We start from the raw sequence: 15990 nt of genomic DNA, 5'->3' as shown, positions 1-15990 counted from the left end.
ATGACGATCTAGCAGTTGGTCCCGTCCGAGCACGCCGGGACGGCCGGGTCCCCCTCGTCGGCGCAGCATTCGTCGGCGAGGTAGCCGATGAGGGCGGCCATTGTCGGGTAGTGGGCGCGGCAGATGAGGGTGGTCGCGCGCCGCTCCTGCGTGACGAGGCCGCGCTCCACGAGGCGGCGCAGATGGTGGGAGAGGGTGGAGGCGGCGATCCCGACCCGCGCCTGGAGCGTGCCGACGGGAAGGCCTTCACGCCCGGCGCGCACGAGGGCGCGATAGATCCGCAACCGCGTGGGATTGCCGAGCGCTTCGAGCTGCTGTGCTGCTATTTCGACATTCATGGAAATACGATATCGCAGATTTTCGCGCCCGCATAGGGGGTTGCATCGCGCGGTCCGTCGCCACGCCGTCTGGAATTTGTGCGCCGTTTGGGGAATGGTCGGGCCAAGCGACCCGGCTCTTGAAGGACTGTCGATGAAGCGTGCCCGCTCGTCCACGCGCAACCACGAGCACGTCTACCGCGTGCTGCGGTCGGCCAAGGGGCCGATGAGCGCCTATCAGGTGCTCGACCAGGTGCGCGAGCATGGCATCTCGGCGCCGCCGACGGTCTATCGCGCGCTCGACTATCTGGTCGATCAGGGGCAGGTGCATCGCCTGGAATCGATCAACGCCTATGTCGCCTGCAGCGACCCGAAGCACGACCACGCCGTCCCCGTCTTCGCGATCTGCTCCGAGTGCGGGCGGATCGAGGAGCTGCGCGGCGTCGGGGTGCGCACGGCGGTCGAGGCGCAGGCGGCCGAGATCGGCTTCCGGATGGAGACGGCGACGGTCGAGTTGAAGGGGCGTTGCGCGGCGTGTGCGGCCGCGCACCCGGCCGATTGAGTGATGGCGAGTAACATGGCGGATGAAAGCGTCTTCTGGAATGTCAGCGGCAAGCGGGTCGCGATCGGGCTGACGCGGGCGGGCACCGGCCCGCGCGCGCTCCTCCTCCCTGCGCTGAGCTCGATCGCGACGCGGTTCGAGATGCGCCCTCTGCAGGAGCGCCTCGCGGGCCGCTACGCGACGGTGTCGATCGACTGGCCGGGCTTCGGCGACCGCCCGCGCCCCTTCGTCGATTGGACGCCGGTCATGTTCGACGGCTATCTCGATTTCGTCCTGCGCGAGATCTGCCCGCAGCCCGACCTCATCGTCGCGGCGGGCCATGGCGCGGGCTATGTGATGCGCGCTTTCCAGCGCGACCCCGCGCTCGCGCGGCGGGTCGTCTTCGCGGCGCCCACCTGGCGCGGGCCGCTGCCGACGATGATGAAGGGCACGCGCCCCTGGTTCGCGAAGGCGCGGCGCATCGTGGACCGGCCGGCGCTTGGCCCGCTCCTCTACCGCCTCAACGTCAACCCGTTCATGGTCCGCAAGATGGCGGCCGAGCACGTCTATTCCGACCCGTCGATGCTCGCCGGGGCGCGCCTCATCGAGAAGCGCGCGGTGGCCGAGGCTGAGGGCGCGCGGCACGCCTCGGTCCGCTTCGTCACCGGCGGGCTCGATCCCTTTTCCTGCCGCGAGGACGCACTCGCCGCGCTCGCCGCCTGCAAGGCCGGCGTCGACATCGTCTACGGGCTCGAGACGCCGCGCGGATCGAAGGCCGAGATCGAGGCGATGGGGTCGGTGAGGGGCGTGACGCTCCACGCCCTGCGGCGCGGAAAACTCCTCGTCCACGAGGAGTTTCCGGACGAGGTGGCCGAGATCACGCTCGCCCAGAGCCCCGCGGGCGCCGTGCGCTGACGGCGACCGCGGGGGGCGCGGGTCAGCTCGCCTTGAGGGAGGAGAGCAGCGCCGTCGCGTTGTGGCGGAACATGTCGAGATAGGTCGCGCCCGGCCCGTCCGGCTTCGACAGGGAGTCGGAATAGAGCGTGCCGCCGACGGTGGAATCCGTCTCGCGCGAGATCTGCTCGATCAGCCGGTTGTCGGTGACGTTCTCGACGAACACCGCCTTGATGTTCTCGCGCCGGATCTGCTGGATGATCCGCGCGATGTCGGCGGCCGAGACCTCCGCGTCGGTGCTGAGCCCCTCGGGCGCGACGAACCGGATCCCGTACGCGTCGCCGAAATAGCCGAACGCCTCGTGGTTGGTGACGACGGTGCGCCGGTCGTCCGGAAGGCCCGCGATCTCGGCGCGGATCTCCGCATCGAGCGCTTCCAGCGCGGCGATATAGGCCGCCCCGCGCTCGCGATACTGATCGGCATGGGCGGGGTCGGCGGCGACCAGCGTATCCATGATGTTGCGCGCATAGATCACGCCGTTGGAAAGGTCCTGCCAGGCGTGCGGGTCGTACTCGCCGTGGAGATGCTCCTCCTCGTGCGCCGCGTCGTGCGCCTCTTCATGATCATCGTCGTGGTCCTCGTCCGCGTGGCCCTCTTCCTCGGTCCAGCGGCGCGGGGTGACGCCTTGGCTCGCGACGATCTCGGTGCCGGCGAAGCCCGACGCCTCGACGAGGCGCGGCAGCCACGCCTCGAAGTCGAGCCCGTTGGTGATGAGGAGGGGCGCGCCGGCGAGGGCGCGGGCGTCGGCGGGCGTCGGCTCGTAGACGTGCGCGTCGCCGTTCGGGCCGACGAGGGAGGAGACGGTGACGGCGTCGCCGCCGATTTGTCCGACCATGTCGCCGAGGATGGAGAAGCTCGTGATCACCGCGAGCCTGTCCTGCGCCGAGCCGGGCCCGGCGGTCGCGAGAATGAGCACCAGCCCCGATGTGGCGGCCATGAACGATCGGCGAGAGACCATCGTCCGTCCTTTCAAGTCGTCGCGCAGGGGACCATCGCCTGCGCCTCGCCGACGTTCGTATGATATAACATAACATCCGTCCAGCCGGAATCGCACCATCCCCGGCGGATGCGAGTACGGGCCGCCGCTAGGGCGTCCCGTACTCGTCGTGGAGCCGCCACCACTGGTAGGGCGCGCCCTTCGCCACCCACGCCGCGCCGTCCTCCCACTTCTCCTGCCGCCCCATCGGGGTGAGGTCGAGGAAGGTCCAGATGGTGCCGAGCGTCTCCATGCCCCGCCCCTTGGTGAAGTAGGTGCGATAGATCGCGTCGCCCTCGCGGATGAAGACGTTGAGGCCGAACCCGCCATTCACGTCGTGGTCCGGATTGAAGTCGTCGGTAGTCTCGTACCAGGGCAGGTCCCATGCCATCCGGGCGCGAAAGGCCTCGATCTCCGCGATCGGGGCGCGCGAGACGAAGGCGAGCGTGGTGTCGCGCGCGTGGAGGTGGGAAAGGTGCGGGATCTGGTCGCCGACCATCGCGCAGCCGGAGCAGGGGTCTGGATCCTGCGGTTTCAGCATGTGATGATAGACGATGAGCTGGCGCCGTCCGGCGAAGAGGTCGGGGAGGGCGAGCGCCCCCTCCGGCCCGTTGAAGGCGTAGGCCTTCGTCACCGCCACCCACGGCGCCGCGCGCCGGCGCGCGGCGAGGCGATCATGCATCTCGGTGAGCGCCTTCTCGTCGGCGCGGATGGCGGCGAGACTGGCCCGCCACGCTGCCGCGTCGACGACCGCGGGATGGTCGCCCGTCATGACACCGCCTCGGTGCTGCCGCGGAAGGCGGCCTCGACCGCCGCCACGTCGATCTTGCCCATCCCCATCACCGCGCTCATCACGCGGCCCGCCGCGGCGCGGTCCGGCCCGGTGAGATATTGCGGGATCACCTTCGGGACGATCTGCCAGGACACGCCATACTTGTCCTTCAGCCAGCCGCACTGGCTCGGCTTGCCGCCATCGGCCGTCAGCCGCTCCCAGAGCCGGTCGGTCTCGGCCTGATCGTCGGTCGAGACGACGATGGATGCCGCCTCCGACTGCTGGAATTCCGGCCCGCCCATCAGAAGCATGAAGGGCGTGCCGTCGAGGGTGAAGGTGACGACGAGCGCCGGGCCGCCGGGCTCGGGGCGGAAAATCTCGCCCATCGCGCTGTTCGGGATGAGCGAGACGTAGAAGGCGGCCGCCTCCTCGCCGTCCTTCTCGAACCAGAGGCAGGTGCTGACCTTGGTCATTGGGCTGCCCCCGCCGCGGCGAACGCCTTCACCGCCGCCTCTTCCACTTCCGCCTTCGACATCGGCTTTCCCGGCGTCGCCATGCTCCAGCGGTGCCCGAACGGGTCGTCGATCACCCCGAACCGGTCACCCCAGAACATGTCCTCGGCGGGCATGATAAGCGTCGCGCCCGCGTCGACCGCCGTCTGCAGCGCGGCGTCGACATCGTCCACGATGAGGTGGATCGAGACGGGCGTGCCTTTCAGCGTGAGCGGGGAGGCGCTCCCGCAGCTGGGGTTCTCCTCCGCGATCATCACGGACGATCCGTTGATCGAAAGGCACCCGTGCATGAGGCCGCCGTCCGGCATCGTGAACACCGCCATCTCCTCAGCTCCAAGGGCGGCCTTGTAGAACTCGATCGCCTTGAACGCGTCCTTGCACACGAGGTGGGGGGACACGCCGTTCATCCCGTAGGCCGCAGCCTTTTCTCTCGCCTCTGACATGGTCTCTCCAATGTGTTGTCGGCGCCGGCGAACCGCGCGGCGCGGAAAAAGGGGGATCGTCGCCGTCGCGAACGCGCGCGACGGGTCGGGCGCGGCGCGATCAGCCGCGCCGCTTCTCGATCTCGACGCGCAGGGCGTCCTCGCGGGCGCGCAGCTCCGGCGTCAGCGCCTCGCCGAACTCGTCCATCGTGAACACCTGACGGATCTCGATCTCGCAATCCTCGTCGTGCGGCTTCGGGCAGCGCTTGGCCCACGACATCGCCTCGTCCATCGAGGCGCATTCCCAGATCCAGAAGCCCGCGACGAGCTCCTTGGTCTCGGCGAAGGGGCCGTCGATCACGGTCCGCTCGTTGCCGTGGAAGGCGATGCGCTTGGAGTCGGAGGAGGGGTGCAGCCCCTCGCCCATGACGATGATTCCCGCCTTGCTCAGCTCTTCGTTGAAGGCGGTCATCTCCGCGATCAGCGCCTCGGTGGGCATTGCGCCGGCCTCGTAGCCGGCCGTCCCCTTCACGAACACAACAAATTTCATGGTGTCGGTGCCTTTTCCTGGTCCCTTGGTGGGGTTTTCATCGACCCCTCGACTAGAAGACGCACGGGTGAACCCGTTCCCGACATCGCGATGGAAAAAAAATTCAGTCGGGGCCGTTTTCGTCCGAGAGAGCGTCGATTTCGGCCCGGATGTGGGCCGCTTCGACGGCGGTGCGGGCGAGCGAGACGGCGCGCATGAAAGCCTCGCGCGCGTCGTCCCGGCGGCCGAGCGCCTTCAGGACCGCGCCGCGCGCGCCGTGGAAATAGAAATAGTTGGCAAGGTCCTTCTCAAGCGGATCGATCATCGCGAGCGCCGCCGCCGGGCCGTGCGCCTTCATCACCGCGACGGCGCGGTTGAGGCTGACGACGGGCGAGGGCTGGAGGCGCGACAGGACCGCGTAGAGCGCCTCGATCTCGAGCCAGTCGGTCTCCTCGGCGGTCTTCGCCGCGCCGTGGACGGCGGCGATCGCGGCCTGGATCTGGTAGGGGCCCGGCGCGCCCTGTTGGAGCGCGCGGGTCACGAGGCGCGTGCCTTCCGCGATCGCGGCCCCGTTCCACAGGGTGCGGTCCTGCTGGTCGAGGAGGATGACCGCGCCGTCCCGGTCGAAGCGAGCGGACGCACGGGCGTGCTGGAGGAGCATCAGGGCGAGGAGGCCGAGGATCTCCGGCTCGTCCGGGTAGAGGTCCGCGAGGAGGCGGCCGAGGCGGATCGCCTCGCGCGAGAGCGGCGCGCGCGCCCCCGCTTCGGCGACGCCCGTCGTGTAGCCCTCGTTGAACATCAGATAGATGACGCCCGCGACCGCTCCGAGCCGCCGCGTGCGCTCGCTGGGGCCGGGCGGAGCGAAGGGGACGGCGGCGTCGGCGATGGTCTTCTTCGCGCGCGTGATGCGCTGCTCCATCGCCGCCTCGCCGACGAGGAAGGCGCTCGCGATCTGGGGCACGGAGAGGCCGCACACGATCCTCAGCGCCAGCGCGATCTGCCGCGTCGCCGGCAGCGCCGGGTCGCAGCAGACGAAGAGGAGGCGCAGGATGTCGTCGCGATAGGCGGCGGTGTCGAGATTGTCGACGGCCTCGGCCTCGGCGTCCGAGAGGTCGGAGATCGCCTCCTCGTCCGGGAGCGCGGCCTCCTTGGCGCGGCGGCGCTTGGCGTCGATCCCGGCGTTCCGGCCGACAATGATGAGCCAGCCGCCCGGATTCTTCGGCGGCCCCTCGGCCGGCCAGCGCTTCAACGCGCGCAGGCACGCCTCCTGGAAGGCCTCCTCGGCGGTGTCGAGGTCGCGAAAATAGCGCAGGAGCGCCGCGACGACCCTCGGCCGCGCGCCGGCGAGGACAGTCGCCATCCATGCCGTGCTGACGCTCATGGGGCGAGGGCGCCGGGTCTGAAGAGTTGCATCGGTCGAACCTCGTAGGCGCCGCCGGGATTGGCGCGGCTCAGCGACTTCGCGATGTCGACGGCCTCGTCCATGGACGCGCAGTCGACGACATAGAAGCCGAGAAGCTGTTCCTTGGTTTCGGCGAAGGGGCCGTCCATCACCGCCGGCTCGCCCGGATTGCGGATCGTCGCCGCGCCGGGCGTCGGCTGAAGCCGCACCACCGGGCCGAGCTTTCCGGCCTCCAGCAACGGCGCGTGGACCGCATGGAGCTTTGCGAGGACGGCATCGTCCTCCTCCTTGGTCCAGGCAGTGGTCGTGGCTTCGGTGTGGTAGCAGAGGATCGTGAACAGCATGGACGCTTCCTTCTCTTCCCTGACGCACGCGGCGCGGCCATGCCGACACGGCGCGCGGATTTTTTTTATGCGGCCAAGCACGGCCGCCTGTCAGTTGGCGTTTGCGGGGGCCGACCGCACCCCTCCGGCCCCTCGCGGCGAAGAGGATCACGCCGAAAGCGCCGATTTTGCGGACGGGCGATGCGCCCGCCGCGCTTGACGGGGCGGCGCTCGCGCAGGAACGGTGGGGCATACCGGCCGGCAGGCATTCCCAGGCACACCCATGACGCGCGCAATCGACACAAAGGCGGAAGCCTTCCCGATCAATCCCCACATCATCGCGACCGAAGGGGCGCCGATCCCGGCCGCCGTCGCCTGGCTCGGCGGATATGACGGGAGCGCGGGGCCGGCGATCAACCTGTCGCAGGCGGTGCCCGGCCGCGCGCCGGAGGAGCTGCTTCTCGACGCGCTTGGCCGTGCGGCGTCCTCGCCCGAGGCGGCGCGCTACGGCCCGATCCTCGGCGACCCGGCGCTGCGCGAGGCGCTCGCGGCCGACATCCGCGCGACCTATGGCGGGGACGTCGCCGCCGCCGACATTGCGATCACCGCCGGCTGCAACCAGGCCTTCTTCGTCGCGCTGATGACGCTCGCGAAGGCGGGCGACGAAATCATCCTGCCCGCGCCCTGGTACTTCAACTACAAGATGGACTGCGACATGCTCGGCATCGCGGCGGTGCCGCTGCCCTGCCGGGCCGAGCGCGGCTTCGTGCCCGACATCGAGACGGCGCGCGCGCTGGTGACGCCGCGCACGCGCGCGATCGTCCTCATCACGCCGAACAACCCCACCGGCGCCGTCTACGACGCTGCCACCATCGCCGCCTTCGCCGCGATGGCCGCCGAGGCGGGGATCCCCCTGATCCTCGACGAGACCTATCGCGACTTCATGCCCGCCGCGCATGAGGGCCCGCCTCACGCCGCGTTCGAGGCGGCGGACTGGCGGGGGCGGATCCTCCACCTCTATTCCTTCTCGAAGTCCTGCGCGGTGCCGGGCCATCGCGTCGGCGCGATCGTCGCCGGGCGGGACGTGGTGGCGGGCGTGGAGAAGGTGATGGACAGCCTCCAGATCTGCGCGCCGCGCACCGGCCAGATCGCGCTCGCCGAGACACTCGCGGCGCTCGCCGCCCCGCGCGCCGCGATGCGGGCCGACTTCAACCGCCGCGCCGCCCTCTTCGCCGCCGAGATCGCGCAATGTCCGGGGTGGGAGATCGTCTCGATGGGGGCCTATTTCGCCTACCTGCGCCACCCGTTCGACCGGCCGGGGCTGGAGGTGGCGGAGGCGCTCGCCCGCCGTTTCGGCGTCCTGTGCCTGCCCGGAAGCTTCTTCGGCCCCGGCCAGGACGGTTACCTGCGGATCGCGTTCGCGAACGTCGATCCGGCGCGCCTGGAAGGCATCTCGGCGCGCATCAACGCGCTCGCCGAGGCGTTCGCCCCCGCCGCGTAGGCGTCAGGTCCCGACGCGGAGCGGGGCCGTCATCTTGCGCAGCGCCGCGATGACGGCGAGGGCGGTGATGCGGCCGGTCTTCGGGTTCTCGCTCGGGACATTCTCGATCGACATGCGGAAGGTTGCGCTGTCGGCCTCCACGATGATCGCGTGCGTGTTGCGCGTCAGCGCCGGGTCGGCCCAGATCTCGAGCGTCGTGCGGTCCGGGCCGACGCCCGCGAGGGCGAGCGCGACTGCGACGTTGAGGTTCGCGGGGAAGCCCACCGCCGCCTCCCGCGCGCTGCCGACGAAGACGCGCTGCGGCTCGGTGATGGCGCTGATGTCGATCCCGTGCGTCACGAGGTGCGGCGCGCCGAGAAGGCCCTTCACGGGCTTGCGCGTCACCATCGTGACGGACGCGATCTCGCCCTCGGCCGCCGCCGTCACCGCGTCGAGGCCGAGGAGGGCGCCCGAGGGGACGATGATCTGCCCGCCATGCGCCTTCGCCTCGCCGATCAGCCCCTCATGGGTGAGGATCGCGCCGATCGAGAGGACGAGCGCGGTCTTTCCGGCGCGCACGAACGGGCCGACGATCGCCTCGAAATGGGCCGCCGGCGCGCATTCGATCACGAGATCGGCGAGCGGCTCGAGGTCCGCGATCGTGACGACCGGCACGTCCGGCGCGATCGGCGCGAGGCGGGCGCGCGCGGCCTCCTGGTCGCGCGCCGACACGGCGGCGACCGCGAAGCCGTCGAGGTCGCCCGACGCGATCGCCTTCGCGACCTTGAGGCCGATGGCCCCGAGGCCGGCGATGGCGACGCGGATGGGCGGTGTGGGGCGGGTCATGGGACGTCCTCAGGGCGGGGCGCGATCGCGTCGCGTCCCGCACCTTATCGCGGCGGGACGGCAGATCTATCCGGCGAGCGCCATCATCCTTTCGAGATTCTCCATCGCCACGACGCCGTCCGCGATGGTCGGCGCGTTGTTCGCCTCGCCCTTCAGGGCGGCGACGGTCTCGATCATGAGGGCGTGGTAGCCCTTGTGGTCCTCGTTGACGGCGGCGGTGAAGTTCGGCCGCCAGGTCAGGCTGTCCGTCTCGCCCGTCAGCGTCGCGGCCGGGTCGTCCGCCTTGAAGGCGGGGTTCCGGTGGTAGGTGACGTCGATGATGTTGTTCACCTCGACCCGCCTGTGATCGCCCATCACGACGATCTGCTCCATGGGCGTGCCGCGCGACTGGACCGTGCCCATCACGATCGTGCCGATCGCCCCGTTGGCGCAGGTGATGTTGACGTGGAGGAGGAGCTTGCCGGGCTCCGGCTCGTTCTTGCGCAGCGCCATGTCGACGATGGGCGCGCCGGCGAGCCAGGGCACGAGGTCCATATAGTGGACGCAATGGTGGAGGAAGAAGCCGGAATAGTCGACCTCGCCCACGAAATAGGTAGGCGCCGTCATGTAGATGCCGGTGATGCCGAGGACCGGGCCGAAATCGCCGCCATTGATCACGTTGTGAGCGATCTTGTTGCCGGTCGAGAAGCGCTTCATGAAGCCGACGATCACCGGCTTTCCGGTCCGCTCCGACGCGTCCGCGATGGCGCGCGCGCCGGTGCTGTCGAGGGCGGGCGGCTTCTCCATGAAGACGGGGAGCCCCGTCTCCAGCGCCATGATGCTCGCCTTCTGGTGGATCCCCGGGCCGACGGCCATGCCGATCGCGTCGAGCCCCTGGTGGGCGATGAGGGCGGCATAGTCGTCGGTGACGTGGGCGACGCCGTACTGGGTCGCGGTCGCCTGTGCGGCGGTGCGGTCGACGTCGCAGATCGCTTCGAGGCGCACGCCGCAGCGCGTGAGCTGCGGGAGCAGCATCTGCGTCGCGTGCCGGCCGCAGCCGATCCAGCCGATCTTGAGACTCATTGGTTCACCTCGGCGAGCGCCAGCGCGGAGCGGATGAGGCCGAGACCGGCGCGCAGCTTCGGCGTCTCGTCTTCGTGCGGGGCGCGCCAGTGGGCGATCGGCAGGCCGACCCGGTCATCCTCCCGCCGGAAGGGTTCGAGCGAGACGGGGCCCGAATAGTCGATCTCGGCGAGGGCGCGCATGATCACCGGCCAGTCGAGATGTCCGGTGCCGGGGAAGCCGCGATGGTTCTCGTTCGCCTGGAAATGGACGAGGCGGTGGCCGGCGGCGCGGATCGCGTCGGGGATCGAGCGCTCCTCCATGTTCATGTGGAAGGTGTCGAGGACGATGCCGAGCCCGGCGTCGCCGACACGGTCCACCACCTCGATCGCCTGCTGGGTCGTCGACACGATGTCGGTCTCGAACCGGTTCAGCGGTTCCAGCGCGAAGACGACGCCCGCCTCCCGCGCCTCGGGCGCGACCTCGGCGAGCCCCTCCACCGTGCGCTCGGCGCGGGTCGCGATGGTGGCGGCGTCGTGCGGGACGGGCGCGCGCCCGGCGAAGACCAGCGGCTCGCCATAGAGCGGCCCGCCGACGATGCCGGCGCCGAGCGTCGCCGCGACCTCGACCGTGCGGCGCAGATAGTCGAGCCCGCCCTGGCGCGCGGCGGCGGAGTCGCTCGCGATCGAGCGGTTCATGTTGACGCGCGCGGCGAGCACGATGCCGAGCCCCGCGTCGTTGAGCGCCGTGCGCGTCTCGACGAGGTCGAGCCCGTCCTCCGGCTCCGGCACCAGGAGCTCGATGAAGTCGAAGCCGAGGTCGCGGATGTCCTGGAAGAGGTGGAGATTCTTCGGTCCGAACGGCCGGACGAACTGCATCGAGATGATGCCGATCGGGTTGTGCATGAGGCGGTTCCTGAGAGCGGTCTTTGTCGTGGGGCCGGCCGTGCGGATCACGGGCTGCCGATGATGGTGCGGAAGGCGCGGCCGGCCGTCTCGATGGCGGCGCGCGCCTCGGGCAGCGCCTCGCTCATCTGCATGAAGCCGTGGACCACCCCTTCGAAGGCGGCGACGCTGTCGGTGCGGCCGAGCGCGGCGAGGCGGGCGACGAGGCGTTCGGTGTCGCTGCGCAGCGGGTCGAGGCCGGCAAGGTTGAGGTGGAGGGGCGGCAGCGCCGCGAGCGCTGCGTCGCTCGCCTGAAGCGGGGCGACGAGCGGGTCCTCGCGGACCGCGCCGGGGGCGTACCAGTCGAAATAGCGCTGCATCTTGGCGCGCGTCAGGCCCGGCCCGTCGGCGAAGGCGATGTAGGAGGGGGAGCCGAAATCCGCGCCATAGACGCCGTAGAAGAGGAGGGCGGCGGCGGGCGCGACGGCCGGCTCGCGCAGCATCAGGGCGAGCGCGAGGTTCGCCCCGGCGCTGTCGCCGGAGATGCCGAGCGCGCGGTCGCCCTCGCCGGCGCGAAAGTCGGCCCAGGCGCGCGCGCAATCGTCGAGCCCCGCCGGAAACGGGTCCTCCGGCGCGAGGCGGTAGTCGGTCGAGACGACCGGGCATTCGGCCGCGATCGCGAGAAGGCGCACCATCCGCTCGTGCGTCTCCTTCGAGCAGAAGGCCCAGCCGCCGCCGTGGATGTAGAGGATCGCCCCCTTGCCAGCGTCGACCGGCGGCACGAAGCGCGTCGCCGCGCAGCCGCCGACCTCGACCGGAATGATCTCGGCCATCTCGGGGAGCGCCTGGTTCCAGCGCCGGTTGGTGCGGGCGGCGAGCGCCCGGCCCTCGGCGGAGGGGAGGGTTGTGGGGTCGGGGACGCCCCGGTCCTCCTCGGCGAGGCGGGCGAGAACCTTCTCCATCGCGGGCGTCGGGATCGCGGAATAGGTCATGACAGGCGTCCCGGTGTGGCCCCGCCGATCAGCGCGGGGCCGAAATCCACGATGGTTGCGATGTGGTGGGAGAGCGTCTTGCAGGCGACGTCGGCATCGCCGGAGGCGATGGCCTCGATGATTGCGACGTGACGGTCCGCCGTCTCGCGCAGCGCCCGGTTCGGGGCGCTGGTGAGGATCTTGTAGCGGTGATTGTGGAGGAGGCAGCGGCTCAGGATCGGCTGCACCGCCGGAAGCTCGGCCGCGGCGAAGAGGATGAGGTGGAACATCCGGTCGTGGGCGGAGAGGCGGTACTCGTCCTCGTCCTCCGCGGCGGCGCGCATCGCGTCGAGCTCGGCCCGCAGCGCCGGGACCACGGCCTGCGCGTCGTCGGCCATGGAGCGGATGATGCCGCGCGTCTCGATATCGTGGCGGATGAGGAGGAGTTCGCGCGCATCGTCGGCGTTGCAGTCGGCGACGGTGGTGCCGCGGTGGGGCGTGCGCTGGACGAGGCCCTCTTCCTGGAGCTGGAGGAGCGCCTCGCGCACGGTGCCCTGGCTGCAATTGAAGCGCGCCGCGAGTTCGAGCTCCAGCACCACCTGTTTCGGGGCGATCTCGCCCAGCATGATCTCACGCTGGAGCGCCACGAAAACCGCCTGGCTGCGCCGCGAGGTCGACCGCGGTGCGCCAGCATAGGGGGACTGGAAACTCTCGACCGCCATCATGTGCTCGCGGGATTATCGATATTGATAAAATCTATCACGCACCCGTTCGAAGATGCAAGGCGAACGGGCGCGCGAAAGGCCGGAAATCCAGAGGATACGCGCCGCGCCATCATGCGCCCGCCCTCGCAATGATGCGCGCGCGGCGTGGGTCGATCGTGAGGCCGATCTCGGCGCCCTCGGCCCGGATCGTGTCGCCGACATGCTCGATCACGAGGAGGGGGCCGAGCGCGCTCTCCACGCGATACTCGCACTGCGCGCCGAGATAGGACGCGCGGCGGATGGTGCCGCGGATCGTCCCCTCGCCGGCATCGGTGAAGACGAGATGCTCCGGCCGCAGGACGACGTCGACCGCCTGGCCCGCGGCGAGCGGGGAGGGCAGGCGCAGCCCGTCGAGCGGCACGATCGCGGCACCGTCCGGCCCCGCCTCGGTGGTGGCGCCGATGACGTTCGCGTCCCCCATGAAGTCGGCGACGAAGGCGGTCGCCGGCTCCTCATAGAGCGCGCGGGGCGGCCCCCATTGCTGGATCTCGCCGCCCTGCATGATGATGATCCGGTCCGAGATCGCCATCGCCTCGGACTGGTCGTGCGTCACGTAGAGGACGGTGAGGCCGAGGCGCTGCTGGAGGTCGCGGATGTCCTCGCGCACGCGGCGGCGGAGCTTGGCGTCGAGGTTGGAGAGCGGCTCGTCGAAGAGGAGGACGTCGGGCTCCAGGACGAGCGCGCGGGCGACCGCGACGCGCTGCTGCTGGCCGCCCGAGATCTCGCTTGGCAGGCGCTTGTCGTAACCCGCGAGGCCGACGAGCTCGAGCTGGGCAAGGGCGCGCTCGCGCGCCTCCTTCTTGCCGATGCGCTGGGCGATGAGGCCGTAGGCGACATTCTCCACCACGCTCATGTGCGGGAAGAGGGCGTAGGACTGGAACACCATCGCGATGTTGCGCTGGCTCGCGGGAATGGCGCTCACGTCCTTGCCGCCGATGAGGATCGTCCCGCTCGTCGGCATTTCGAGGCCCGCGACGAGGCGCAGCGTCGTCGTCTTGCCGCAGCCGCTGGGGCCGAGGAGGCAGACGAGCTCATGCCGTTCGAGCGTGAAGGAGATCCCCCGGACCGCCTGGTAGTGGCCGAAGGACTTGCCGACTCGGTCGAAGACGAGGGCGGGGTCGCTCAAACTGTCTCTCCCGTCGATTTCGTGTTGACCCGGCGGAACTCGGTGCGCGCCAGGATGAGCTGGAGGAGGGCCACGATGACGATCAGGAGGACGATCAGCACCACGCTGTAGGCGATCGCGCGCCCGTAATTCGTGTTCTCCACGAGGCCGACGATGTAGGTCGTCGCCCAATCATATCGCGGCGAGACGAGGAAGATGACCTGGCTCAGCGTCGTCACCGAGGAGACGAAGGCGTAGATCACCGCCGTCGCGACCGCGGGCTTCAGGAGCGGGTAGAGGACGCGCCGCAGCGTCATGAAGGGACCGGCCCCCAGCGTCGTCGAGGCCTCGTCGAGGCTCGGGTCGATCTGGGAGAATTGCGCCATCCCGACCCTGACGCCGATCGGCATGTTGCGCGAGATGAAGGCGACGACGAGGATCGTCGCGGTGCCCGTCAGCTCCAGCGGCGGCGTGTTGAAGGCGAGGACGTAGGCCAGGCCGATCACCGTCCCCGGCATCGCGAAACTCATCATCGCGACGAACTCGAACGTGCCGCGCCCGTAGAAGCGGCGCCGCGCGATGAGGTAGGCGGTGAGGAGGCCGAGCGCGGCCGTGAGCGGGGCCGAGAGCGCGGCGATCCAGAGCGTCGTGAAGAAGGAGTTCCATGCCCCGCCCGCCCAGACGAGCCCGTGCTCGCCGGAGATGACCGCGAACGCGTCGGCATAGTGCTTCAGGGTGAAGGAGTAGTCCCGGCCCCAGATGTTGGCGAAGCTGCCGGCGATCACCGTGCCGTAGACGGTGAGGATGAGGACGCCCCAGACGAGGGTGACGGCGCACACCGCGATCTTCAGCGGCGGCGCGAGCGACACGAAGCTGCCCCCGTCGCCCTTGCCCGTGATCGTGACGAACGAGGAGCGGCGCAGCCACAGCGTCTGGAGGAGGAAGGCGATCAGCGAGATCGCGAGCAGGATGAGGCCGAGCCCGGCCGCCTCGCCAAGATCGGCCTGCGCGCCGACGATCTTGAAATAGATGCCGGAGGCGAGGACGCGGAAGCCGCCGCCGAGGATCAGCGGATTGCCGAGATCGGCGAGGCTCTCGATGAAGCAGAGGAGGAAGGCGTTCGCGAGTCCGGGCCGGATCAGCGGCAGCGTCACGGTGCGGAAGGTCATCCAGCGGCTCGCGCGCAGCGTGGACGCCGCCTCCTCGACCGAGGGGCTGACGGAGACGAGCGTCGCGTGGATCACCATGAAGGCGAGCGGGGTGAGGCCGAGCGTCTGCGCGAGCCACACGCCCTGCGGCCCGTAGATCCAGCGCGAGGGGCGGATGTCGAAGAGGTCGTAGAGGAGAAGGGTGATCGAGCCGGAGCGGCCGAAGAGAAGGATGAGGGCGAGGCCGACGACGAAGGGTGGCGTCACGAGCGGCAGGAGTGTCACGAGGCGCACCGGACCGCGCAGCGGCGCATTCGTGCGCACGATGAAGAGCGCCGCGCCGAGGCCAAGGAGCGTCGCCGAGAGGCCGACCGCCGTGCCGAGGCCGAGCGAGTTCCACACCATGCCGCAGCGCCCGCCGTCGACGACGCAGGAGAGGCCCCAGATGTCGCGCCCGGTGAGGCGGCCGGCGGCGCTTTCGAGGATCCCCGCTTCGGCGGTGGGCTTCAACACGGCCTCGAAGACCTGCGCCATCGGGAAGACGACGAAGAGGGCGAGGACCGCGCAGACGAGGATGAAGAGATGCGCGCCGAAACGGTCGCCATCCATCAGCCCGGCGCGCGCGAGCGCGCTCGCCGCGACGCCGAGAAGGGCGACGATGGTGAGGCCCGCGCCCCACCCGATCGAGGGCTGGTTGGCGAGGGACAGCGGCTGGTCGGCGAGATAGGCGGTCCCCTGGAGGCCGCCCGAGACGAGCATGTACGCGGCCGCCGCGAAGGCGAGCACCACGGAGAGGTGCGGGCGGGCCGCCTCCGGTCGCAAGGCGAGGACGAGGAGCGCGAGGAGGGCGGCGAGGACAGGCAGCACCGCGAGGGAGCCGGACAGGGCAAGGCCGATCCCGCTCGCAGCCGCGCCCGACGGCGCCTCGGCGTACCAGGGAAGGAGGCTCGCCGCCGCAGCGACGGCGAGCCAGAACACGGAAGGCTTCATCGGAAGAGACGCA

The 15990-nt window shown here is 70.2% G+C and carries 18 protein-coding genes; 3 read left to right on the top strand and 15 right to left on the bottom strand.

The window, feature by feature from the left end; all coding sequences use genetic code 11:
* Nucleotides 1-8 precede the first annotated feature (8 nt).
* Nucleotides 9-338, bottom strand: coding sequence for an ArsR/SmtB family transcription factor (locus tag DBV35_RS19245; RefSeq protein ID WP_108661900.1), 330 nt, complete (start codon nt 336-338; stop codon nt 9-11).
* A 133-nt stretch (nt 339-471) separates the two neighbouring features.
* Here DBV35_RS19245 and DBV35_RS19240 point away from each other — a divergent pair, with 133 nt between their 5' ends.
* Entirely contained in the window at nt 472-879 is a 408-nt protein-coding gene (locus tag DBV35_RS19240; protein ID WP_157961859.1) for a Fur family transcriptional regulator, read from the top strand.
* A gap of 15 nt (nt 880-894) precedes the next feature.
* Complete coding sequence (locus DBV35_RS19235; protein WP_157961858.1) at nt 895-1773, top strand: alpha/beta hydrolase; 879 nt, start codon at nt 895-897, stop codon at nt 1771-1773.
* Nucleotides 1774-1795: 22 nt separating this feature from the next.
* Here DBV35_RS19235 and DBV35_RS19230 read toward each other — a convergent pair whose 3' ends face one another.
* The 7 genes from DBV35_RS19230 to DBV35_RS19200 form a co-directional block, all read right to left on the bottom strand.
* Complete coding sequence (locus DBV35_RS19230) at nt 1796-2749, bottom strand: metal ABC transporter substrate-binding protein (protein WP_205648740.1); 954 nt, start codon at nt 2747-2749, stop codon at nt 1796-1798.
* A gap of 148 nt (nt 2750-2897) precedes the next feature.
* A complete protein-coding gene (locus DBV35_RS19225) occupies nt 2898-3560 on the bottom strand; it encodes a DUF899 family protein (protein ID WP_108661896.1) in 663 nt (220 codons plus the stop codon).
* A complete protein-coding gene (locus DBV35_RS19220; RefSeq protein ID WP_108661895.1) occupies nt 3557-4033 on the bottom strand; it encodes a VOC family protein in 477 nt (158 codons plus the stop codon). Before DBV35_RS19220 ends, DBV35_RS19225 begins: the two co-directional genes overlap by 4 nt.
* Complete coding sequence (locus DBV35_RS19215; RefSeq protein WP_108661894.1) at nt 4030-4515, bottom strand: VOC family protein; 486 nt, start codon at nt 4513-4515, stop codon at nt 4030-4032. The genes DBV35_RS19220 and DBV35_RS19215 overlap by 4 nt, the downstream gene beginning before the upstream one ends.
* Nucleotides 4516-4615: 100 nt before the next feature.
* Complete coding sequence (locus DBV35_RS19210; protein WP_108661893.1) at nt 4616-5044, bottom strand: YciI family protein; 429 nt, start codon at nt 5042-5044, stop codon at nt 4616-4618.
* Nucleotides 5045-5147: 103 nt separating this feature from the next.
* A complete protein-coding gene (locus tag DBV35_RS19205) occupies nt 5148-6404 on the bottom strand; it encodes an RNA polymerase sigma factor (RefSeq protein ID WP_108661892.1) in 1257 nt (418 codons plus the stop codon).
* On the bottom strand, nt 6401-6769 hold the full coding sequence (locus tag DBV35_RS19200) for a YciI family protein (RefSeq protein ID WP_108661891.1): 369 nt from the start codon (nt 6767-6769) through the stop codon (nt 6401-6403). The genes DBV35_RS19205 and DBV35_RS19200 overlap by 4 nt, the downstream gene beginning before the upstream one ends.
* Before the next feature lie 262 nt (nt 6770-7031).
* Between DBV35_RS19200 and DBV35_RS19195 the strand changes: the two genes are divergently transcribed.
* Nucleotides 7032-8249: an aminotransferase gene (locus DBV35_RS19195; protein WP_108661890.1), complete on the top strand. Its 1218-nt coding sequence runs from the start codon at nt 7032-7034 to the stop codon at nt 8247-8249.
* A 3-nt stretch (nt 8250-8252) separates the two neighbouring features.
* Here the strand turns inward: DBV35_RS19195 and DBV35_RS19190 are convergent, their stop codons facing one another.
* From DBV35_RS19190 to DBV35_RS19160, 7 genes are all read right to left on the bottom strand, one after another.
* Nucleotides 8253-9074 (bottom strand): aspartate dehydrogenase, encoded by an 822-nt coding sequence (locus DBV35_RS19190; protein ID WP_108661889.1) that lies wholly within the window; start codon nt 9072-9074, stop codon nt 8253-8255.
* A 66-nt stretch (nt 9075-9140) separates the two neighbouring features.
* Entirely contained in the window at nt 9141-10136 is a 996-nt protein-coding gene (locus tag DBV35_RS19185; protein ID WP_108661888.1) for a Gfo/Idh/MocA family protein, read from the bottom strand.
* Nucleotides 10133-11020 carry a sugar phosphate isomerase/epimerase family protein gene (locus tag DBV35_RS19180; protein WP_108661887.1) on the bottom strand — a complete coding sequence of 296 codons (888 nt, stop codon included), beginning with the start codon at nt 11018-11020 and terminating at the stop codon, nt 10133-10135. The genes DBV35_RS19185 and DBV35_RS19180 overlap by 4 nt, the downstream gene beginning before the upstream one ends.
* Nucleotides 11021-11067: 47 nt before the next feature.
* Nucleotides 11068-11991 (bottom strand): alpha/beta hydrolase, encoded by a 924-nt coding sequence (locus DBV35_RS19175; RefSeq protein ID WP_108661886.1) that lies wholly within the window; start codon nt 11989-11991, stop codon nt 11068-11070.
* A complete protein-coding gene (locus DBV35_RS19170) occupies nt 11988-12692 on the bottom strand; it encodes a GntR family transcriptional regulator (RefSeq protein ID WP_108662026.1) in 705 nt (234 codons plus the stop codon). Before DBV35_RS19170 ends, DBV35_RS19175 begins: the two co-directional genes overlap by 4 nt.
* A 112-nt stretch (nt 12693-12804) precedes the next feature.
* Entirely contained in the window at nt 12805-13860 is a 1056-nt protein-coding gene (locus tag DBV35_RS19165) for an ABC transporter ATP-binding protein (RefSeq protein WP_108661885.1), read from the bottom strand.
* Nucleotides 13857-15977 carry an ABC transporter permease gene (locus tag DBV35_RS19160; protein ID WP_108661884.1) on the bottom strand — a complete coding sequence of 707 codons (2121 nt, stop codon included), beginning with the start codon at nt 15975-15977 and terminating at the stop codon, nt 13857-13859. Before DBV35_RS19160 ends, DBV35_RS19165 begins: the two co-directional genes overlap by 4 nt.
* Nucleotides 15978-15990: the final 13 nt, after the last annotated feature.

It is taken from the genome of Acuticoccus kandeliae (assembly GCF_003073115.1).
This window is presented reverse-complemented; position numbering and strand designations above follow the sequence as displayed.